Genomic DNA, 20,344 nt, shown 5'->3' on the forward strand with positions numbered 1-20,344 from the left:
GGCTAGAGGAACTCGGCCCGGCCCTCCATCGCCGATGAGGCCAGGGCGTGTTCCCGGCGCGGGATGCGTCCGGCTGCCCTCGCCAACCTTCCGGAAACCACGGCGTGCTTGAACGCTTCCCCCATCAGCGCCGGGTTCTGCGCCCGCGTCACGGCTGTGGCCAGCAGGACGGCGTCGCAGCCCAGTTCCATGGCCAGGGCGGCGTCGGAGGCCGTACCGATGCCCGCGTCCAGGACCACGGGAACCGAGGCCCGGGAGACGATGAGTTCGATGTTGTGCGGGTTCAGGATGCCCAGGCCGGTGCCGATCGGTGCGCCGAGCGGCATCACGGCGGTGGCACCAAGATTTTCCAGCCGCAGCGCCAGCACGGGATCGTCGTTGGTGTAGGCAAAGACCTTGAAGCCGCGGTTGACCAGCTGCTCGGTGGCGTCAACGAGTTCCACGGCGTCCGGCAGCAGGGTCTGCTCGTCGGCGATGACTTCCAGCTTCACCCAGTCGGTTTCGAGGGCCTCCCGGGCCAGTTCCGCGGTGAGGACAGCGTCCCGGGCCGTGAAGCAGCCAGCGGTGTTGGGCAGGACTTTGATCCCGTGGTCCACCAGCAACTGGAACAGAGAGCCGGTTTCCGCGGTTGAGTAGCGCCGCATGGCCACCGTGGTCAGTGCCGTCCCGGAGGCCAGGAGCGCAGCGCCCAGGCCGTCCAGGCTGGGCGCACCGCCGGTACCCATGATGAGCCGGGATCCGAGGGCGACGCCGTCGATCACCAGGGTGTCATCTGCGGCTTGGCTTGCGGTGTTGATGGTGCCGGTTTCGGTCATGGGGTCAGCCTCCTTGTACTGCAGTGACGAGTTCGATGTCGTCGCCGTCGGCGAGCGCGGTACCGAACCATTGGCTGCGCGGCACCACCTGGGCGTTGTGGGCGACGGCGACGCCCAGTTTCCTGCCGTCCGTCGCCTGGCCGTTGGGGGCCAGCGGCCGCCCGGTGACCTGGCTGACGAGCGTGGTGATGGAGGCGCCGTCGGCCACCGTGTGCGGGTTTCCGTTGAGGGTGATGTTCACGCTGTCTCCTTCAGATGGGGGCTGGGGACGGCCACGGCCGACCCGGAAAAACGGTCCGGGGTGAACGGTGCCCAGCGGGGATCGGCGGCTCCGTCCAGGAGTGCCGTGCAGATCGCGGCGGCGGCGGGCGTGAGCAGCACCCCGTGCCGGAAGAAACCGGTCGCGATGATCAGCCCCGGCACGTGCCCGTCCGCTGGGCCCCCGGATCCCAAGGACGCCGCAACCCGGCCCAGCAAGGGTGCATTGTCGGGGGTTCCGGGGCGCGCCCGGGCGGTGCATTCCAGGAGTTCAAGTTCGGCGACGGCGGGAACCAGCGCCTGGGCGTCCCGGAGAAGCTGGTAGACGCTCCCGGCGCTCACGGCGTCGGAGAGGGCGTCCTCCCGTTGGGACGCGCCGATGACTGCCGTGCCATCCTCCCGGGGCACGATGTACACCGGGATCCCGTGGACCAGCCCACGCACCGTGGCTGTCACCAACGGGCGGAGGTGCTGCGGCACGGAAAGCCGGAGGATGTCCCCGTGCACCGGCCGCAGCGGCAGGTCAAGGCCGTGGGGCAAGCCGTCAAGGGACGCCGCGTGCAGGCCGTTGGCCACGACAGTTTCCCCCGCCAGGACTGTGCTGCCGCTCCCAAGGCGGACGCCGGCCACCGTCCCGTCCTTCCACAGCAGTCCGGCCGCCCGCTCCGGGACGGCAAAACCTTCCGTTGCACCGGCAACCGCCACCGTCGGGGTTTCCCGTACCGTTGCGGCGAGCGCCAGGCGCACGGACGCTATCAGCCTCCTCGGGTCCACCTGGTGGTCGGCCGGGGTGTCCAGCGCACAGGAGATCCCCGGGCTCAGCAGGGGTTCGCGGCTGCGGGCTTCACGCACGGTCAACGGTGCCACCTCCAGGCCGCTGGCCTGCTGCACTGCGCGCAGGTCCATCAGCGCCCGCCGGTCGGCAGCGTCGACACCGACAGCGAGGGTGGGTGTCATCAGGTAGCCGGTCCCGGCTCCGGCTGCTGCGGCGACGCCGGCAGCGAAGCCTGGCCAGCGGGATGATGCGTCGAGCATGAGTTCCAGGAGGTCCTCTTCCTGGTAGTGCAGCTCGCTGACGGGGGCCAGCATGCCGGCAGCGGCCCAGCTGGCGCCGGCGCCGGGCGCGTCATCGATGAGGGCAACGGACCTGCCGGAGCGCTGGATCTCCCAGGCGATTCCGTGTCCCACCACTCCGGCGCCGATGACGGCGACGTCGGCCCGGATGGCGTCATCGCCAAGTCCGGGCAGGCAGTTCCTGGTGCTGGTCATGGTGTGGTTCCTTCCCTACGCCGGTATTAGCCGGATCAGGTCAAGCGGTCGGCTCCGACGCCCTCTCAGCCCGGCGCTTTGTGACAGCTGCCGCGGGCTCCCGCAGTACCAGCCCAGTTTAGAGGAACTAGGCTGGCAGGCATGAATATGTCCCCCTCCTCCTTTCCTGCCCTTGGGGCGGCCCGACTGTACCTCTGCACGGATGCGCGCCGGGACCGCGGCGACTTTGCCCGGTTCGTGGATGCCGCGTTCGCCGGGGGCGTGGACATCATCCAGTTGCGCGACAAGAGCATCGAGGCAGCCGAAGAACTGGACCTGCTGGCGGTCTTGAAGGAGGCCGCGGTTCGCCACGGGCGGCTTTGGGCCGTTAACGACCGGGCCGACATCGCGGTGCTGTCCGGCGCACCGGTGTTCCACATCGGCCAAAAAGACCTCCCGTTGGCTGCGGCCCGGACGCTGGTCAACGGCAATGCGGCCATCGGGCTGTCCAGCCACAGCCCGGAGCAGGTGGATGCCGCCCTCTCCGCCGCTGCCGGGCCTTCCCACCTGGACTACTTCTGCGTGGGGCCCGTCTGGGCCACGCCCACCAAACCCGGCCGGACCGCCGTCGGGCTGGACCTGGTGAAGTACGCCGCCAAGGCTGCCGCGGAAGTACCCAACCCGGTGCCGTGGTTTGCCATCGGGGGCATCGACCACGGGAACGTGCACCAGGTGGCGGAGGCAGGAGCACGGAGGATCGTGGTGGTGCGTGCCATCACGGAGGCGTCGGATCCCGCGGCCGCTGCGGCCTCCCTGCTCGACGCGCTGGACGCTGCCGGCCCCGGGCCTGCGTAAACCCAGGACTTGGAGTTACGCTGACTTTTGTGTCACATCATCGGTTGGCTCCCAATGTCCGCGACCACCGGAACGCCTTGGAAGAGGCACTGGGCGCGTTGCGGACCGAACTCGAACTGCCGGGGCCTTACCCGGCCGCGGCAGTGGACGACGCCCGCGCCGCCGTGGCGGCCCTGAAACTGCCGTCCTATGACCTGACCGCCGTCGCATTCGTGACCATCGACCCCGCCTCGTCCACGGATCTGGACCAAGCCGTGTTCATCGAGCCGGACGGGGGCGGCTACCGGGTGCTGTACGCGATCGCCGATGTTCCTGCATTTGTTGCGCCGGGTGGTCCGCTGGATGCTGAAACCAGGCGCCGCGGGCAGACGTTCTACGCTCCCGACGGCCGGATCCCGCTGCACCCGGAGGTCATCAGCGAAGGGGCCGGGAGCCTGCTGCCGGGCCAGGAGTGTCCGGCTTTCGTCTGGGAATTCACGCTCGACGCCGACGCAGCAGTGACGTCCGTGGGCGTCAGGCGGGCGCGGATCCGCAGCCGCGACAAGCTCAGCTACAAAGGTGCACAAGCAGCCCTCGACGCCGGCACCGCTCCCCCCGTGCTGCAACTGCTCCGGGAAGTGGGGCTGAAACGGGTGGCGCTGGAGCGGGAGCGCGGGGGCGCCAGCCTCAACATGCCGGAGCAGGAGATCGTTCAGCTGCCCGACGGCGGCTACCGGATCGACGCCGCCCCGCAGCTTCCCGTGGAGGACTGGAACGCGCAGATTTCGCTGATGACGGGGATGGCGGCCGCCCAGCTCATGCTGGAAGGCAAGGTGGGCATCCTGCGCACCATGCCGGCCCCGGATGAGCGGTCGCTGAGGCATTTCCGGCTGCAGACCGAAGTGCTGGGCAGGCCGTGGGACGGCGAAGTCAGCTACGGCGAGTACCTGCGGTCGCTTGACCCCACCGATCCCCGCCAGCTGGCCATCATGCATTCGGCCGGGATGCTGTTCCGGGGCGCGTCCTATACGGCGTTTGACGGGACGGTCCCGGACGACGGCATCCAGTCCGCCATCGGCGCCGCCTACGCCCACACCACCGCCCCGCTGCGCCGGCTGGTGGACCGCTTCGTGCTGGTGATCTGCGAAGCCCTCAGCAACGGCGGTGATGTTCCGGGCTGGGCACGGGAGGCGCTGCCGCTGCTGCCGGGAATCATGGCCGGTTCCGACCAGCTGGCGTCGCGGATGGAGCGGATGGCGCTGGACACGGTGGAGGCGGCATTGCTGCTGAACCACATCGGCCAGGAATTCGACGCGATCGTGATTTCCGGGTCCAAGCCCCAGAACGGAAACGGCAACGGATCCGCCAAGAACGGCAATGGAAACGGCAATGGAAACGGCAACGGAGCCACCAGGAACGGCAACGGGAACGGCAGTTCCGGGATCATCCAGATCGCCGAACCGGCGGTGACGGCCCGCTGCGCCGGCGAGCTGACGTCCGGTACCAAGGTGCGCGTCCGGCTGCTGTCCTCCGACATCACCACCCGGCAGATCCACTTCGAACTGGTTCCATAAGGGGCCTATGGACGCGGCAGGAAGGGGCAACACGGGGATTTCGCCCCTGTACGGCTAGACTGGGAAGGTAGAACTGGATGCCCGGTCGTTGATTTCCTTGATTTGAAACCAACAAGCCCGCCCCTACGCGATCTTGAGATTTGCCCGTTGGTCACCAGTGCCAGCATTAGATAGCCCGCGATCGGCTTCCACTGGATTAGCTTGCGCGCCCGAGCGTGCTCCGGAACGGCCAGGACTGGCCGGCCCGTTGAGCAGGCAGCGCCATTGCCCAAATGAATAAGGAAACTCCCCGTGAGTGAATTGCATACCCACCAGCTCCTGACCGATGCGTCCGGCACCGAGACCATCGAGCCGGAAGAGACCATCATCTCGGACGAGACCCCGCACGAGATCGCGGAGAAGTCCTTTGCCGACTACAACGTCCGCGCGGATATTGTCGAGTCCCTCGCCGACGCCGGGATCACGCACCCCTTCCCCATCCAGGCCATGACCCTGCCGGTGGCCTTGGCGGGCCACGACATCATCGGCCAGGCCAAGACCGGTACCGGCAAGACCCTGGGCTTCGGCATCCCGGCGCTGCAGCGGGTCATCGGACAGGACGACCCCGGCTACGCCAAATTGGCCGTCCCGGGCGCCCCGCAGGCCCTGGTCATCGTCCCCACCCGCGAGTTGGCAGTGCAGGTGGCCAACGACCTCCAAACGGCCTCCCGCAAGCGCAACGCCAGGATCACCACCATTTACGGTGGCCGCGCCTACGAGCCCCAGGTTGAAGCACTCCAGCAGGGCGTCGAAGTAGTAGTGGGTACCCCGGGGCGCCTGATCGACCTGTACAAGCAGAAGCACCTGAGCCTGAAGAACGTCAAGCTCGTGGTCCTCGACGAAGCCGACGAAATGCTGGACCTGGGCTTCCTGCCGGACGTTGAGACCCTGATCGCCGGAACCCCGGCTGTCCGCCAGACGCTCCTATTCTCGGCAACCATGCCCGGCCCCGTCATCGCGATGGCGCGCCGCTACATGACCCAGCCCACCCACATCAGGGCAGCCGATCCGGATGATGAAGGCCTCACCAAGCGCGACATCCGCCAGCTCATCTACCGTGCGCACAGCATGGACAAGACCGAGGTGGTGGCACGCATCCTGCAGGCCCGGGGCCGTGGCCGGACCATCATCTTCACCAAGACCAAGCGCACCGCCGCCAAGGTGGCCGAGGAACTGGTGGACCGCGGTTTCGCCGCCGCAGCCATCCACGGCGACCTGGGCCAGGGCGCACGCGAACAGGCGCTCCGCGCGTTCCGGAACAACAAAGTGGATGTGCTGGTGGCAACGGACGTCGCCGCCCGCGGCATCGACGTGGACGATGTCACCCACGTGATCAACTACCAGTGCGTCGAGGACGAAAAAATCTACCTGCACCGGGTGGGCCGCACCGGCCGCGCCGGCAACAAGGGCACTGCAGTCACATTCGTCGACTGGGATGACATGCCGCGCTGGGCGCTGATCAACAAGGCCTTGGGCCTGAGCGTCCCCGAGCCCGTGGAAACCTACTCCTCCTCACCGCACCTCTACAGTGACCTCGACATCCCCGAGGGCACCAAGGGACGTCTCCCGCGCGACAAGCGGACCTTGGCCGGCGTTGACGCCGAGGTGCTTGAGGACTTGGGCGAAACCGGCAAGAAGAACAGCCGCGGCGGCCGGGACGCCTCCCGTTCCCGCGAGCGCGACGGCCGGGGACGCGGAAAGGACGACGGCGGAAAGGCCGGCGGCCGGGACTCCGCCCGCTCCGGTGAGCGCCGTCGTCGTACCTCCGACTCCGCCCCTGCCGCCGACGCAGCCGCCCCCGCGGCCGACGGTGACCAGCCCTCGCGCACCCGCCGTCCCCGGACCCGCACCCGCCGCCGCAACGGCGAAGTGGTTGCCGCCGCGGACAAGGGCGGACAGCCCGGCAGCTCCGAGGGCTAACTGCGTCGATGACAGACACGGTTTGGGCGCCGGACGGCGGCAGCCTGGTGGTTCACGCGGACAACGCGGAGTACCTCCCAACACTGCCGGACGGCGCCTTCACGCTGATCTATGTGGATCCGCCCTTCAACACGGGCAGGCCGCAGCAGCGGCAGGAAACCCGGATGGTAGCCAACGCTGAAGGCAGCGGGGACCGGGTGGGTTTCAAGGGCCGTTCCTACGACACCATCAAGGGCGCACTTCACCGCTACGACGACGCGTTCAGCGACTATTGGTCCTTCCTGGAACCGCGGCTGGTGGAGGCGTGGCGCCTGCTGGCTGATGACGGCACCCTTTACCTGCACCTGGACTACCGCGAAGTGCATTACGCCAAGGTGATGCTGGACGCCATTTTCGGCCGGGCATGCTTCCTCAACGAGATCATCTGGGCGTACGACTACGGCGCCCGGGCCAGGAACCGGTGGCCCACCAAGCACGACAACATCCTGGTGTACGTGAAGAACCCGGCCAAATACCACTTCGACAACGCCGAGGTGGATCGTGAACCCTACATGGCCCCCGGGCTGGTGACGCCGGCCAAGCGCGAACTGGGCAAGCTGCCTACGGACGTCTGGTGGCACACCATCGTCTCCCCCACCGGCAAGGAAAAGACCGGGTACCCCACCCAGAAGCCGGAAGGGCTGGTCCGCCGGATTGTGGCCGCCTCGTCCCGCCCCGGCGACTGGTGCCTGGACTTTTTCGCAGGCTCCGGCACCCTGGGCGCCGTGGCGGCCAAGCTTGGCCGGAAGTTCGTGTGCGTGGACCAGAACCAGCCCGCGATCGACATCATGGCCAAAAGGCTCGGTGCGCACGCCACCCTGGCCGTGTACCAGCCCACCTGACGCGCCCCCTTGATCAGGGGCGGATGACCGCGGCTCCGGTACCCAGTTCTTCGATCCGCGCCAGCATTACGGGGGCAGTGACGTTCTCGCCGAGCAAATTCGGCTTGCCCGTACCGTGGTAGTCGGAGGAGCCGGTGACCAGCAAGCCATGCTTGGCGGCGAGCTTGCGCAAAAACGCCCGCCCCTCTTCCGGATTGTCCCGGTGGTCGATCTCCAGTCCCGCCAGTCCGGCGTCGATCATCTCTTGGTAGGTCCGCTCCCCCACGATCCGGCCCCGGGCCGACGCTACCGGGTGGGCAAACACCGGCACGCCTCCCGCGGCACGGACAAGTTCGACGGCGGTGGCCGGGTCCGGTGCATAGTGCGGGATGAAGTAGCGGGACCGGGAGGTGAGGATCGAAGCGAACGCCTCGGAACGGTCTTCCACCACCCCCGCTGCCACCAGGGCATCAGCGATGTGCGGCCGGCCCAGGGTGGCGCCCGGAGCCACGTGGTGGATCACGTCGTCCCATGTCAGGGGGTAGTCCTCGGCCAGGATGGTGACCATCCGTTCGGCCCGCGTCAGGCGCGAGTCCTTGGCTTTGGTGATCTCCTCCAGCAGGCCTGGATGGGTGGGGTCGTGCAGGTAGCTCAGGAGGTGGACGCTGATGCCTTCCGCGGTCCGGCAGGAGACTTCCATGCCGGGAACCAGGGCCACGCCGTGCGTGACGGCGGCCGCGGCCGCCTCGGCCCAACCCGCGGTGGAATCATGGTCGGTCAAGGCCACCACGTCCAGGCCCGCACGCGCGGCAGAGGCCATGACGTCGGCGGGGGGCTCTGTCCCATCGGAGACGTTGGAGTGGGCATGCAGGTCAATCCTCACTTGTCCAGACTAGTGGACCCCGCCCCTCCGGCACCGGAGCCTGTTCGCATAGCCGCGACGCTGGTGAGACGATGGTGCCGTGAACGATGCCGATAACACCCAGAACTCTGCTTCCCAGCCGCTGGAGGAGCGCGTCAACAACCGCTCTCAGCGGCCCAGTTCCAACGCTTTCAAGGCCTTCATGGCCAGCAACTGGGCGCCGTCCAGCCAGGAACTCCCCCAGCGCGACGCCGTCGCCGGCTACGCCGCAACCCGGCGCAAGGCAATCTCCGCCCTGTTCAAGGGCGAACGGCTGGTCATCCCCGCCGGACCGCCCAAGGTCCGCTCCAACGACTGCGACTACCGCTTCCGGCCGCACTCCGGCTTCGCCCACCTGACGGGCCTCGGCCTGGACCACGAGCCGGACGCTGTCCTGATCCTGGACCCGGTGGAGGATGGAACCGGCGACGACGGCGGCAACCACCGCGCCACGTTGTACTTCCGGCCGTTGGCGGGCAGGGACACCGAACAGTTCTACGCCGATTCCCGCTCCGGCGAGTTCTGGATCGGGGCGCGCCCCACCCTCGAAGAGTTCCAGGCCCGCCTGGGGCTGCCCACCGCCCACATCGACCAGCTCGAAACGGCCATCACCAAGGATGTCGGCGCTCCCGAGATCGGCGGCATCTCCATCCGCCTGGTCCGCAAAGTGGACGAAAACATCGACGCCCTGGTGGATACGGCCCGGTACAACACGGCGAAGGACCCGGAGAACCTGGACCTTGAGGTCCTGGACGCCCTGGACGAGAAGCTCAGCGAAGCACTCTCCGAGCTGCGCCTGCTCAAGGACGAGTGGGAGATCGAGCAGATGAAGATCGCCGTGTCCGCAACGGTTGAGGGATTCGAGGAGGTCGTCAAGGCCCTCCCCCGTGCGCTGACGCATGCCCGCGGCGAACGGGTAGTGGAGGGGGCGTTCTTTGCCCGCGCCCGCGAGGTGGGCAACGAACTGGGCTACGACACCATCGCGGCCTCCGGCAACAACGCCACCGTGCTGCACTGGACCCGCAACACCGGCCGGGTCCACGCAGGCGACCTCCTGCTCCTGGACGCCGGTGTCGAGGCCGACTCGCTCTACACGGCGGACATCACCCGTACCATTCCGGCTGACGGCACTTTCACCGCTGTCCAGCGCAAGGTCTACGAGGCAGTGCTCGACGCCGCGGACGCAGGCTTCGCCGCAGCGCAGCCTGGGACGAAATTCCGCGACATCCACACCGCGGCAACCACGGTCCTGGCCGAGCGCCTCGCCGAGTGGGGCCTGCTGCCGGTCAGCGTCGAGGAGGCGGTCAGCCCCGAGGGCCAGCAGCACCGCCGCTGGATGCCGCACGGAACGAGCCACCACCTCGGCCTGGATGTGCACGACTGCGCCCAGGCCAAGCGGGAACTTTACCTGGACGGCATCCTCACCGAAGGCATGGTCTTCACGATTGAACCTGGCCTTTACTTCAAGGCGGAAGACCTGGCGATCCCCGGGGAATACCGCGGCATCGGTGTCAGGATCGAGGACGATATCCTCATGACCGCCGACGGCCCCGTCAACCTCAGCGCCGCCCTGCCCCGCACGGTTGAAGACGTCGAGACCTGGATGGCCGGCATTTACCGGACCGAAGAAGCCTGACACGGGCACACACGGGAAAAGCGTGGCCACCGGACTGGGTCCGGTGGCCACGCTCTTTTCGTTTCGCCGTCATCCTGCGCGCGCCGTCAGGAAGGCAGGGGTGTCTTCGGAGCCGGCAGCCCTATTGTCCGCTGCCGCCCCGGTGCGTGTCCTCGTCCTGGCCGTACTGCCCTGCGTTGTGCTCCGGGTTGTGGCCCGCTGCGGATTGGGTGGCCGGATCGTTGGTGTGTTCCGGGGCGGCCGCACCGTGCTGCGCGGCGTCAGCCGTGGGGCCCTGCGGAAGCCGGACTCCGTACTGGGGCCGGCCGTCCGGCAGGTCGGGGTACCGCACGGTGCGGACCGGCTGTGCCGGCGGCTGCCCATCGTCATACTGTTGTCCGGCCTGTTGCTGGCTTCCGGCGCCCGGGTAGCCGTGGCCTTCCTGCGGCGGAGCTGCAGTGGGCCGCTGGCCGTAGGGGTCGTTCCACCCGGCGGGCCTGGCCGGTCCTTGGCCAGGCTGCTGTTCCTGCCCCGGCTGCTGCTGGTTCGGCTGGTTGTAATAGTCATGCTGCGTGTACGGGCCGTGCCCGGACGCCGCATCGGAGCGGGACATCGGCAGCTGCTGCAGCAGGCGCCGGGCCTCATGGGCTGCCTCGGGAGCCACGATGACGTCATAGTTCGTGGCCACTACCTGGCTGGTGGAGGTGAAGTCCCGCTTGCCGCGCTGCATGGCGTAGGTGACGATGCCGAAGAGCATGAAGAAGGCCGCACCCATCAGCACCGACGTCATGATCGAGAAGTAGCCGGGCGAGGGCGCAAAGAAGGACAACATGACGCCTACGAAGAGGCCGAACCACATGCCGCTCAGTGCTCCGGAAAGGGCCACCCGGGGGTAGCTCAGGCGTCCCGTCACCCGCTCCACCATCTTCAGTTCGTTGCCCACGATGGAAACCATCTGGACCGGGAACTGCTGGTCCGCGAGGTAGTCAACCGCCTTCTGGGCGTCGAGGTAGGAGTTGTAGGACCCGACGGTGTCACCGGTGGGTACGGCCCGGGCGTCATCCGGTCCGGTGGGGCCGCCGGTCTTGGGAGCACCAAAAATGTTGGACATACACCCATTCTTGCCCATCAAGATGGGTGCTGCCTGTAAATTCAGCTAAAAGAGAGCAGACTCGGTAGCCTGTAGTGGTGAGCACAACACCTACCCGTGTCTTCGTGGCACGCCTCCTGGGCCTGGATGTCTTCGACCCCTTGGGTGACCGCCTGGGCCGGCTGCGCGATGTTGTTGTGCTGTCCAGGGGGACCCAGGGTGCGCCGCATGTGGTGGGTATCGTGGTGGAAGTGCCGGGGAAGAAGCGCGTCTTCGTGCCCATGACGCGGATCACCTCGATCGATCAGACGCAGATTATCTGCACCGGCCTGGTCAACCTGCGCCGGTTCGAACAGCGTGGAGCCGAAACCCTGGTGGTGGCGGAGATGTTCGACCGGCGGGTCACCCTCCGCGACGGCAGCGGCGACGCCACCATCGAGGACATCGCGATCGACCAGCACCGGTCCCGGGACTGGTTCGTCAGCAAGCTCTTTGTCCGGCGCGGCCACTCGCTGTCCCCTTTGAGCCGTTTGCGCCGCAACGAAACCCTGATCATTGACTGGGCGGACGCCCAGCAGGGAGCACGCACCGAGCCGCAGGCAGCCACGCAGTTCGTGGCCAACCACGAAGACCTCAAGCCCGCAGACTTTGCCGAGGCACTGCAGGAGATGAGCGACAAGCGCCGTTTCGAAGTTGCCAGCGAACTGCAGGACGAGCGGCTGGCCGACGTCCTCCAGGAGCTTCCCGAGGACGATCAGGTGGAAATCCTCTCCGCGCTGGATGTCCAGCGCGCCGCCGACGTCCTTGAGGAAATGGACCCCGACGACGCCGCCGACCTCCTGGGCGAACTCCCCTCCGCCCAGGCCGAGGAACTCCTCCAGCTGATGGAGCCCGAAGGCGCCGAGGACGTCCGCCGCCTGCTCGAATACGACGAGGACACGGCCGGCGGCCTGATGACGCCCGTGCCGGTGATCCTGCCGCCGGAAGCCACGGTGGCCGAAGCCCTGGCCCATGTGCGGCGGGAGGAGCTCTCCCCTGCGCTGGCGTCGTCGATCTTCATCGCCCGGCCGCCGCTCGAGACCCCCACCGGCCGCTTCCTGGGCGTGGTGCACATCCAGCAGCTGCTCCGTTTCCCGCCGTTCGAGGCACTGGGCAACCTGGTGGACAAGAACCTCGAGCCTTTGTCCGACCAGGCCCACATCAGTGAGGTGGCCCGGACCCTGGCCACCTACAACCTCAACTCCCTCCCGGTGGTCAACGACGCCGGCCGGCTTGTGGGGGCGGTGACTGTTGATGACGTATTGGATCACTTGTTGCCGGACGACTGGCGCGCCCACGATGGCGAAGCCCCGATAAGAAAGCTCGGTGGCCGCATTGGCTGATAACAGCGCCCCGAAGAACCCCAACCAGCGGAGCCTGGCCAACGCGGAAGCAAAAGGCAGCCTCGACACACCCCTAAGCGCCCGTCAGCGGATCCTGCCCAAGTTCAAGCCGGATCCGGACGCATTCGGGCACGCCACCGAGGGTTTTGCCCGGTTTATGGGCACGCCGCAGTTCCTGGTGTACATGACGGTGTTCTGCATCTTCTGGTTGGGCTGGAACACCTGGGCGCCCGTCGAGTGGCAGTTCGACTCGAGGGACCTCGGCTTCACCCTGCTGACCCTGATGCTGTCGCTGCAGGCTTCCTACGCGGCACCCCTGCTGCTGCTCGCGCAGAACCGCCAGGACGACCGCGACCGCGTCTCGCTGCAGCAGGACCGGCAGCGCGCCGAACGCAACCTGTCCGACACCGAGTACCTCACCCGGGAGTTGGCCTCCCTGCGGATCGCGCTGCGTGAAGTAGCCACCCGTGACTACGTCAGGGCGGAGTTGCGCTCACTCCTGGAGGACATGTTGGAAGCCCAGGAGGAACTCCGGACCCACGACGACTCCGGCCCCGGTTCCCATGAGTCACCGCGGGACAAGGTCAAGGACAAACTGCGTGAGCAGAGGGACCGGCAGCGTGGCCCGCGGACCCAGCAGATCCCCCGGGTCAAGCCCGGCCATTCCACCAACGAACGCTAGTCCGGATCATCCGGCTGCACTTCGCCGCACCAGCACGAAAGCCGAGGCCCCTCACGTGAGCGCCCCCATGGATCCGGCACCATCCAGCAAATCCCCGCTGCTCCAGGCCGTCACCCACGCCCTGGCAACCGTTATTGACCCTGAGCTCCGCCGCCCGATCACCGAACTGGGGATGGTGGACTCCGTCCAGGTGTCCGACGACGGCCGGGTCACCGTCGCAGTCCTGCTCACCATTGCGGGTTGCCCGCTGCGGGACACGATCACAGCCGATGCCCGCAAGGCCCTGTCCGCGGTCCCCGGCGTCACCGCCGTCGACGTCGACCTGAAGGTCATGGACCAGGCCCAGCGGGATGCGCTCAAGGAGAAGCTGCGCGGCCCCGGCGGCGCACGCACCATCCCGTTCAACCAGCCCGAGTCGCTGACCAAGGTCTATGCGGTGGCCAGCGGCAAGGGCGGGGTGGGGAAATCCTCGGTGACCGTAAACCTTGCCACTGCCTTGGCTGCCCGGGGCCTGCGCGTGGGCATCGTGGACGCGGACGTCTACGGTTTCTCCGTCCCCGCCTTGATGGGCATCACCCAGGCTCCCACCCAGGTGGATGACATGATCCTTCCCCCGGTTGCCTACGGTGTGAAGGTCATCTCCATCGGGATGTTCGTCACCGGGAACCAGCCTGTCGCCTGGCGGGGACCCATGCTGCACCGGGCCCTGGAACAATTCCTCACGGACGTCTACTTCGGCGACCTGGACGCACTGTTCCTGGACCTTCCCCCGGGGACCGGGGACATCGCCATTTCGGTGGCGCAGTTGCTGCCCAAGGCCGAGATCCTGGTGGTCACCACGCCCCAGGCTGCGGCAGCGGACGTGGCCGAACGCGCGGGTGCGATCGCAGCCCAGACCGGCCAGAAGATCGCCGGTGTCATTGAGAACATGTCGTACCTGGACATGCCCGGCGGCGGCAGGATGGAACTCTTCGGAAGCGGCGGCGGGACAGTCCTTACCGGGCGGCTCAGCACCACGCTCGGCGTTCCGGTGCCCCTGCTGGGCCAGATTCCGCTGGATATCCAACTTCGCGAGGGCGGTGACGCCGGGGTTCCGATCGTGCTTGGCAGGCCCGATTCCGCGGCAGGCGTGGAGTTGGCAGGTATTGCGGCGCAGCTTGCCGCCACACCGCGGGGCCTTGCCGGGATGAAGCTGGGCCTCCAGCCCCGCTGACCAGTGCCCTAGGTGGCTTCGGTATCGAAGGGAGCGGTTTCGCCCGGGGCAAGCCGCTCCACAACCCGCTCAGGGCGGGAAGGTGCGGCGTCGGCCACTGCAGCCGCGCCGGAAACCGCCGCCACCGCGGCCGGGGCTCCCGCACTGACGGGTTTGGTGTCGTCGTCGAACAGTGCTTCCTTGATGATGCGGCGGGGGTCGTACTGGCGGGGATCGTACTTCTTCCAATCGACATCGTCGATGTCGATGCCTACTTCTTCCTTGATTTGCTCACGGGCACCGGAGGCCATCCGGCGGACTTCCTTGACCAGGTTTGCCAGCTTCTGGGTATATTCGGGCAACCGTTGGGGGCCGATCACGAGAACGCCGATGATCAGCAGAATTATGAATTCCGGGCCGTTGATACCAAACACTTTAGGAAGATTACCCTCTCCGGGCTGCCAGTGACGATTCCCGCCCGGCTGACGTGGAAACAGGCCGCGTCACGGGGTGAACAGGGCTGCGATCTTGCTGATGCCGCGCTCCAGCCGTGACTCCAGCGGCTCCCCGGACTTTCCTGCGGACGGTTCTGGAACGGAGGCCGCAACACCCTCGGTGGCGGCATCAGCGACGTTCTTGAGGATCGGAAGGGCGTCGTCGGCCCGCGCCGCAGGAAGGTCCGAGCGGTAGGTGATGGTGAGGCCGGCGGTCCGGTAGGTCGCGGACGCCGGGGTCAAGGACCACGCCTGCGACGTCCCGGCACCCGGTTTGGACAGGTGCTGTTCGGTGACCGTGGCGTGGTGGGCACCGTCGGTAAGGCGCAGCTCCACCGCCGGTTGTCCTTCCACCAGCACCGCCCGTGCGGCTTCGAGGTGGAATCCCATGGCCTGCAGTTCCGGGCAGGCCCAGCCTTCAGAACGCAGCGAGGCCAGTTGGGCGGGATCCAGCGGGCGCCCATCCGTTGGGCTCTGCGAGGAAACGTGGGAAAACGCCGCCTCCGTTCCTGACGGTTCCCCCGCTACCGGATCCCCCGCTGCGGTGAACGCCCCCACGGCGAGCACGCCGGCCGCGGCCATGGTCCCTCCCGCGGTGAACGCCAGGGCCCGGGCGGCCATCCGGCTTCCGGTGGGGCCCGCGGGTGCTTCAGGCTGCGCCGCAAGTTCGTGGGTGCGCGCCAGAAGCCGTGCCGTCAGGTCCTCGCTGGCGGGCGGGACCGGCGCTTGGCGGAGGCGCTCAAGGTACTGCCGTTCCCGGCGGACAGTGGCGGCACACTCCTGGCACGCCTCGAGGTGGCTGCCGGAGCGCTGGTGCTTGCCGCCGAAAGGAAACTGGGACCTCATGCGCCGATCAGAGGATGCCCGCTATGCGCGGCATGGAGAGCTTGCGGCGTCCCTGGTGCGGGCGCGGGTCACGGTGTGCCAGCTTTTCCCGCAGCATGGTCCTGCCGCGGTGGATACGGGAACGGACGGTGCCGAGTTTGACGCCGAGCGCCTCGGCCACTTCGTCATAGGACAGGCCTTCGAGGTCGCAGAGGACGACGGCGGCACGGAAGTCCGGCGGGAGTTCCTCCAGCGCTGCCTGGACATCGAGGTCCAGGTTGTTCAGCTCGAAGCTCTGCTCGGGGCCCGGTTCGCGGCCGGGCAGCCGGGACTCGGCGTCCTCCGCCAGGGCGTCGAACCGGATGCGCGTCTTCCGGCGCGCCTGGTCGAGGAACAGGTTGGTGGTGATGCGGTGCAGCCAGCCGTCCAGGGTGCCCGGCTTGAAGTTTTCCAGTGAACGGAAGACGCGGACGAACACCTCCTGGGTGAGGTCCTCGGCGTCGAACTTGTTCCCGGTCAGGCGGTAGGCCAGCCGGTAGACCTTCGCGGAGTGATTGGTGACCACTTCTTCCCAGGTGGGACGGACCCACTCATCATCGGGATTGTTGACTGCAGGGACAGGTGCCACAACTGAAGATGACATCGTCCACTCCCCTCGTGGAATGCTAACGCCCGGATACTGTTGACATCTCTGATTCGGCGCCGGTCACCTTTTGGATGAGCGGATTCCAATCATGTCAAACTTGGCTGGGAATTTCCTGACCGCAGGGTAACTTCAGCCTTCGGCGCAACAGCCTCTTCCCGGGCCGGCGGGGCCGGACACAGTAGGCTAAAGGGGACATTCCCCCTTCACGCCCAGAAAGCGATAATTCATGAGCGCCGACAAGTCCAGCAGCTGGTCCTATGCAGAAGATCTGCCCGCTGAGGATGAGGTCATGCTTCGGGCCCGGGAACGTTCCTTTGAATTGGGCGTGAGTGCCATCAGCCCCGGTGTCGGCGCGGTCCTGACGGTCCTTGCTGCCGCGTCGAAGGCGCAGACCGCCGTCGAGATCGGCACCGGCGCCGGTGTCTCCGGCGTCTGCCTGCTGCGGGGCCTTGGCCCGCACGCTGTCCTGACCACCATTGACGTGGACGTCGAACACCTGCGCGCGGCCCGCGAGGCGTTCACCGAGTCCGGCAGTCCGGCAAACCGCACGCGCACCATTTCCGGCCGGGCCGGCGATGTCCTGCCGCGCCTCACTGACGGCGCGTATGACCTGGTCTTCATCGACGCCGACAAGCCCGGCCTGCCCGGCTACGTCGAGCAGGCCATCCGGCTCCTCAAGAGGTCGGGCCTGTTGATTATCAATGACGCCCTGGACAAGGACAAGGTGGCCAACCCGGCCGGCCGCGAGGCCACTACGGTAGTGCTGCGCCAGGTGGGAAGGGCCATCCGCGACGACGACCGGCTTGCGTCGGCGATGCTCCCCACCGGCGACGGCCTGCTGGTCGCCGTCAAGAAGTAGGCCGGAAACAGGACAGGGTCCGCGGCACGAGGCCACGGACCCTGTCCGGCACGACTATTCGGTAACGCCCACCAGGCATTCCTTGAGGTTGGCTGCTTCGGCAGCGTTCAGCTCGACCACGAGGCGCCCGCCGCCTTCGAGCGGGACGCGCATGATCAGGCTGCGGCCCTCCTTGGTGACTTCCATTGGGCCGTCGCCGGTACGTGGTTTCATAGCCGCCATGAGGAATTCCCCTCCATTTTGTTCCAGGACTGATCAGCCCGGGCGGGCTGGGTCCGCATGTCGATCAAGCGGCTGTGGCGGGGTGGTGCTCCCCCGCCGAGGCTGCGCGTTTTCTGGATGCTTGTGTCCTTGCTTACTTACTATTATCGCGGATTTACCCGCACGTAGCTAATCGATGGACATTTCCGTGCGCCGGGCATTCCCGGCCTGACCTGCACGGAAGCCCCTCCCGCTAGGGCGGATAATCGCCGCCGCCAGGCAGCTGGGCCCAGGCCCACAGCCACACGATCCACACGATCTGCAAAAGCACGAACATGGCCACCACGGTTCCGCGGTAAGCCCGGGACCGGGAGAGGAAGGCAGCGCCCAGGGCCAGCGGAAACAGGGGCAGCAGCATCCTGAACGTGCTGGTCTGCGGGTGGAGGAACATCAGCAGGTAGCCCATGTAGCAGGCACACCACAGCCGGAGTTCGGCACCGAGCCGTACTACCGGGGGAAGGAACAGCATCACGCCGAACAGTGCCACAAAGACCAACGGCGCCAGCAGGCCAAGGACGGGGCCGAAAAGTTCGACGCCGGTATCGAACCAGGGCTTGAACGGCACCAGGTCCTGCCCCCGCCACACAGTTTCGGTCTTGGTGTAGGCCTGTGGGTCACCCGTGGCGGCCCACGCGGCAGCAGGCCAGACCAGTGCGGACACACCTGCGACGGCGGTGAGTCCAGTCAGCGCCGCGAGGTCCCGCACCGAGTGGGATTCTTCTTCCGTTCCCGGCGCGGCGCCGCCCCGGAGACGGTCCACGGCGCGCCAGACCAGCAGCAGGCCCACCATGGCCGCGAAGGGCACGCCCACGGGCCGCGACAGGCACAGCACGAACACCACCGGCATGGCCCGCAGGTATTGGCGGCGCAGCACCAGCAGGAGGGCCCACGCAAGCAGCAGGAGGGACAATGGTTCGGCGTACGGCACCTGCAGCACGGCCGAAACGGGAAAGGTCGAGAAGAACGCGACGCCCCACATCGCCTGGCCATGGTCCGCCCTCTGCCGGAACAGGACGTAGGCCAGCAACGCGGCGCCCCAGCCGGCCAGCATGGCGATCACGGTCAGCGATGCGGCGGAATTCATGCCGGTGAGGCGGCTGAGACCGCCGGCCAGCGCGGGAAAAAGCGGGTAGAAGGCCCACGTGTTTTCCTCCACGTTTCCGGCGGCGTCCGTGGGGAGCACGGAAGGGTAGCCATCGGCGATAACCGTGGCGTACCAGCGGGCATCCCAGATGTTGATGAAATTCCAGTAGTCCGGCTTCGGCGGGAACCAGGGGTTGACGCCCTGGTGGAGCGCGGCGGCCATGAAGATGCACGCCGAGACCAGGCGGGCGGCGGCATACAGGACAGTGGTTTGGATCCACCACGGCCAGCCGCGGACGGCGGAAGCAGCCCGGAGTGCGGCAGTGTGGGCAGATGCCAGGGGGCTGCGGCGGTCCACCGTGCTCACGGGCCGCCCGTCCCCGGCACGGCGGTCCCGCGGGCGGCCTCGTCCGCGTCCGCGGAGGTGCCCGGGTCAGCCGGTGCCGGGTCCGCGGGGGCGGCCGGGCCGGCGTCGGAATCCGGTTCCTGTACGTCGCCTTCCATCGCAGCCAGCCGGCTGCGGAGCTCCGCCACTTCCCGGTCCCTGGCGGCGAGTTGGTCCCGCAGGTCCTCCAGGACCTGGTCCACCTGGTCCATCCGGTAGCCGCGCAGCCCGAGCGAGAACCGTAGTTGGTCCACGTCCTCAGGTCCGGCGTGTGCCGGCAGCAAAACCGGTGGGAGGTTTGCGGGCGGGTCCTCGAGGCCGGCACCCAGCAGTGCAGGCAGCCCGGCACCGCCGGTACCGCGGGAGGGCCGGCCCAGGCCGGCCCACAGGACCGCCGCCACCAGGACCACGGCGAGGAACACCAGAAAGAAACTCACTGTCCCATCGTGCCAGATCCATCCCGCCGGTCCGCGGCCCACGGCACGGAACCGGGCCAGGCCGTGGCCGTGGCCCCTGTACTACTCCGGCCGCTGCTCACCATTCAGGGACGGGGTCACGGCAACGTGAAGCACACGGTCCACCGCTTCGGCGGGATCGTCAACGAGCTGGATCAGGTCCAGGTCCTTCTCCGAGACCATTCCCTCGGCCACCAGGGTGCCCCGGATCCATTCGATCATCGGCCCCCAGAATTCGACGCCAAGGAGCACGATCGGGAACGACGTCACCTTCCGTGTCTGGACCAGGACCATGGCCTCGAACAGCTCATCCAGGGTGCCCAGGCCGCCCGGCAGCACGATAAAGCCCTGCGCGTACTTGACGAACATGGTCTTGCGGGCGAAGAAATAGCGGAAGTTGATACCCAGGTCCACCCACTGGTTCAGGCCCTGCTCGAAGGGCAGCTCAATGCCCAGGCCCACGGATACGCCGTTGCCTTCCACCGTCCCCCGGTTGGCCGCCTCCATGGATCCGGGGCCGCCGCCGGTGATAACCGCCACCCCGGCCTCGGCGAGCTTGCGCCCCACCTCGACGCCCATTTCGTAGTACTTGCTGCCGGGCTTGGTGCGGGCGGAACCAAAAACGCTGACGGCCTTTCCAATGTCCGCCAGCGCACCGAATCCTTCGACGAATTCGCTCTGGATCCGCAGGACCCGCCAGGGGTCGGTGTGGACGAACTGGCCGGGGCCTTTGGTATCGAGCAGATGCTGGTCGGACATTTCCACGGCGGCCTGCTTGCGGCGCAGTTCAAGGGGCCCTTTGCGGCGTGGCTGGGTTGTCTTGGCCGGATCAGCGTTGGTACTCATTCCCCTAGGCTAACCTCCGACTCCAGGTATCTCTTGAATCACGATCGGCATGAACTTGGGGTGATTGGCGTCATAACCCA

At 67.4% G+C, this 20,344-nt stretch carries 21 protein-coding genes and 1 riboswitch; of the genes, 9 read left to right on the forward strand and 12 right to left on the reverse strand.

Features of this window, described 5'->3' with window-relative positions; all coding sequences use genetic code 11:
- Window positions 1-2: 2 nt before the first annotated feature.
- The 3 genes from DFO47_RS05865 to thiO form a co-directional block, all read right to left on the reverse strand.
- Window positions 3-815, reverse strand: a complete 813-nt coding sequence (locus tag DFO47_RS05865; protein ID WP_018760286.1) for a thiazole synthase — start codon at window positions 813-815, stop codon at window positions 3-5.
- 4 nt (window positions 816-819) lie between these two features.
- The gene (thiS, locus tag DFO47_RS05870; RefSeq protein WP_018760287.1) at window positions 820-1,056 is read right to left on the reverse strand and encodes a sulfur carrier protein ThiS; all 237 of its coding nucleotides are present in this window, start codon (window positions 1,054-1,056) and stop codon (window positions 820-822) included.
- The gene (thiO, locus tag DFO47_RS05875) at window positions 1,053-2,342 is read right to left on the reverse strand and encodes a glycine oxidase ThiO (protein WP_133831005.1); all 1,290 of its coding nucleotides are present in this window, start codon (window positions 2,340-2,342) and stop codon (window positions 1,053-1,055) included. Before thiO ends, thiS begins: the two co-directional genes overlap by 4 nt.
- Window positions 2,337-2,456, reverse strand: a riboswitch (TPP riboswitch). Its footprint overlaps the gene before it by 6 nt.
- Window positions 2,457-2,489: 33 nt before the next feature.
- Between thiO and thiE the strand changes: the two genes are divergently transcribed.
- The 4 genes from thiE (at window position 2,490) to DFO47_RS05895 (ending at window position 7,569) form a co-directional block, all read left to right on the forward strand.
- Window positions 2,490-3,176, forward strand: coding sequence for a thiamine phosphate synthase (thiE, locus tag DFO47_RS05880; RefSeq protein WP_109863742.1), 687 nt, complete (start codon window positions 2,490-2,492; stop codon window positions 3,174-3,176).
- A gap of 29 nt (window positions 3,177-3,205) precedes the next feature.
- Window positions 3,206-4,729, forward strand: coding sequence for an RNB domain-containing ribonuclease (locus DFO47_RS05885; RefSeq protein WP_133831006.1), 1,524 nt, complete (start codon window positions 3,206-3,208; stop codon window positions 4,727-4,729).
- Window positions 4,730-5,020: 291 nt separating this feature from the next.
- Window positions 5,021-6,688, forward strand: a complete 1,668-nt coding sequence (locus tag DFO47_RS05890) for a DEAD/DEAH box helicase (protein ID WP_018760291.1) — start codon at window positions 5,021-5,023, stop codon at window positions 6,686-6,688.
- Window positions 6,689-6,696: 8 nt separating this feature from the next.
- Window positions 6,697-7,569 (forward strand): site-specific DNA-methyltransferase, encoded by an 873-nt coding sequence (locus tag DFO47_RS05895; protein WP_133831007.1) that lies wholly within the window; start codon window positions 6,697-6,699, stop codon window positions 7,567-7,569.
- 13 nt (window positions 7,570-7,582) lie between these two features.
- Here DFO47_RS05895 and DFO47_RS05900 read toward each other — a convergent pair whose 3' ends face one another.
- Window positions 7,583-8,431, reverse strand: a complete 849-nt coding sequence (locus DFO47_RS05900) for a PHP domain-containing protein (RefSeq protein WP_133831008.1) — start codon at window positions 8,429-8,431, stop codon at window positions 7,583-7,585.
- A gap of 79 nt (window positions 8,432-8,510) precedes the next feature.
- Between DFO47_RS05900 and DFO47_RS05905 the strand changes: the two genes are divergently transcribed.
- On the forward strand, window positions 8,511-10,085 hold the full coding sequence (locus tag DFO47_RS05905) for an aminopeptidase P family protein (RefSeq protein WP_133831009.1): 1,575 nt from the start codon (window positions 8,511-8,513) through the stop codon (window positions 10,083-10,085).
- 121 nt (window positions 10,086-10,206) lie between these two features.
- On the opposite strand, the gene DFO47_RS05910 is transcribed toward DFO47_RS05905, so the two are convergent.
- Window positions 10,207-11,175, reverse strand: a complete 969-nt coding sequence (locus tag DFO47_RS05910; protein ID WP_133831010.1) for a general stress protein — start codon at window positions 11,173-11,175, stop codon at window positions 10,207-10,209.
- Window positions 11,176-11,252: 77 nt separating this feature from the next.
- On the opposite strand from DFO47_RS05910, the gene DFO47_RS05915 reads away from it, so the two are divergent.
- The 3 genes from DFO47_RS05915 to DFO47_RS05925 all read left to right on the forward strand — a co-directional run bounded on the left by DFO47_RS05915 (window position 11,253) and on the right by DFO47_RS05925 (window position 14,431).
- Window positions 11,253-12,536 carry a CBS domain-containing protein gene (locus DFO47_RS05915; RefSeq protein WP_026264267.1) on the forward strand — a complete coding sequence of 428 codons (1,284 nt, stop codon included), beginning with the start codon at window positions 11,253-11,255 and terminating at the stop codon, window positions 12,534-12,536.
- A gap of 34 nt (window positions 12,537-12,570) precedes the next feature.
- Window positions 12,571-13,218, forward strand: coding sequence for a DUF1003 domain-containing protein (locus tag DFO47_RS05920; RefSeq protein WP_231369833.1), 648 nt, complete (start codon window positions 12,571-12,573; stop codon window positions 13,216-13,218).
- Window positions 13,219-13,285: 67 nt separating this feature from the next.
- Complete coding sequence (locus DFO47_RS05925; RefSeq protein ID WP_133831077.1) at window positions 13,286-14,431, forward strand: Mrp/NBP35 family ATP-binding protein; 1,146 nt, start codon at window positions 13,286-13,288, stop codon at window positions 14,429-14,431.
- 8 nt (window positions 14,432-14,439) lie between these two features.
- On the opposite strand, the gene DFO47_RS05930 is transcribed toward DFO47_RS05925, so the two are convergent.
- The 3 genes from DFO47_RS05930 to sigE all read right to left on the reverse strand — a co-directional run bounded on the left by DFO47_RS05930 (window position 14,440) and on the right by sigE (window position 16,372).
- Window positions 14,440-14,844, reverse strand: a complete 405-nt coding sequence (locus tag DFO47_RS05930; RefSeq protein WP_018760299.1) for a twin-arginine translocation protein subunit TatB — start codon at window positions 14,842-14,844, stop codon at window positions 14,440-14,442.
- A gap of 69 nt (window positions 14,845-14,913) precedes the next feature.
- Window positions 14,914-15,750: an anti-sigma factor gene (locus tag DFO47_RS05935; protein WP_133831011.1), complete on the reverse strand. Its 837-nt coding sequence runs from the start codon at window positions 15,748-15,750 to the stop codon at window positions 14,914-14,916.
- A gap of 7 nt (window positions 15,751-15,757) precedes the next feature.
- The gene (gene sigE, locus DFO47_RS05940; protein ID WP_109863734.1) at window positions 15,758-16,372 is read right to left on the reverse strand and encodes an RNA polymerase sigma factor SigE; all 615 of its coding nucleotides are present in this window, start codon (window positions 16,370-16,372) and stop codon (window positions 15,758-15,760) included.
- A gap of 229 nt (window positions 16,373-16,601) precedes the next feature.
- Between sigE and DFO47_RS05945 the strand changes: the two genes are divergently transcribed.
- Window positions 16,602-17,234: an O-methyltransferase gene (locus DFO47_RS05945; RefSeq protein ID WP_018760302.1), complete on the forward strand. Its 633-nt coding sequence runs from the start codon at window positions 16,602-16,604 to the stop codon at window positions 17,232-17,234.
- Between the two features lie 54 nt (window positions 17,235-17,288).
- Here the strand turns inward: DFO47_RS05945 and DFO47_RS05950 are convergent, their stop codons facing one another.
- The 4 genes from DFO47_RS05950 to DFO47_RS05965 all read right to left on the reverse strand — a co-directional run bounded on the left by DFO47_RS05950 (window position 17,289) and on the right by DFO47_RS05965 (window position 20,264).
- Window positions 17,289-17,456: a DUF3117 domain-containing protein gene (locus tag DFO47_RS05950; protein WP_009357720.1), complete on the reverse strand. Its 168-nt coding sequence runs from the start codon at window positions 17,454-17,456 to the stop codon at window positions 17,289-17,291.
- Between the two features lie 232 nt (window positions 17,457-17,688).
- Window positions 17,689-18,945, reverse strand: a complete 1,257-nt coding sequence (locus DFO47_RS05955) for a hypothetical protein (RefSeq protein WP_133831012.1) — start codon at window positions 18,943-18,945, stop codon at window positions 17,689-17,691.
- A complete protein-coding gene (locus DFO47_RS05960) occupies window positions 18,942-19,400 on the reverse strand; it encodes a DivIVA domain-containing protein (protein WP_133831013.1) in 459 nt (152 codons plus the stop codon). Before DFO47_RS05960 ends, DFO47_RS05955 begins: the two co-directional genes overlap by 4 nt.
- An 81-nt stretch (window positions 19,401-19,481) precedes the next feature.
- Window positions 19,482-20,264: a TIGR00730 family Rossman fold protein gene (locus tag DFO47_RS05965; RefSeq protein ID WP_133831014.1), complete on the reverse strand. Its 783-nt coding sequence runs from the start codon at window positions 20,262-20,264 to the stop codon at window positions 19,482-19,484.
- Window positions 20,265-20,344: the final 80 nt, after the last annotated feature.

This window comes from Arthrobacter sp. AG258 (assembly GCF_004364695.1).
Taxonomy (GTDB): domain Bacteria; phylum Actinomycetota; class Actinomycetes; order Actinomycetales; family Micrococcaceae; genus Arthrobacter.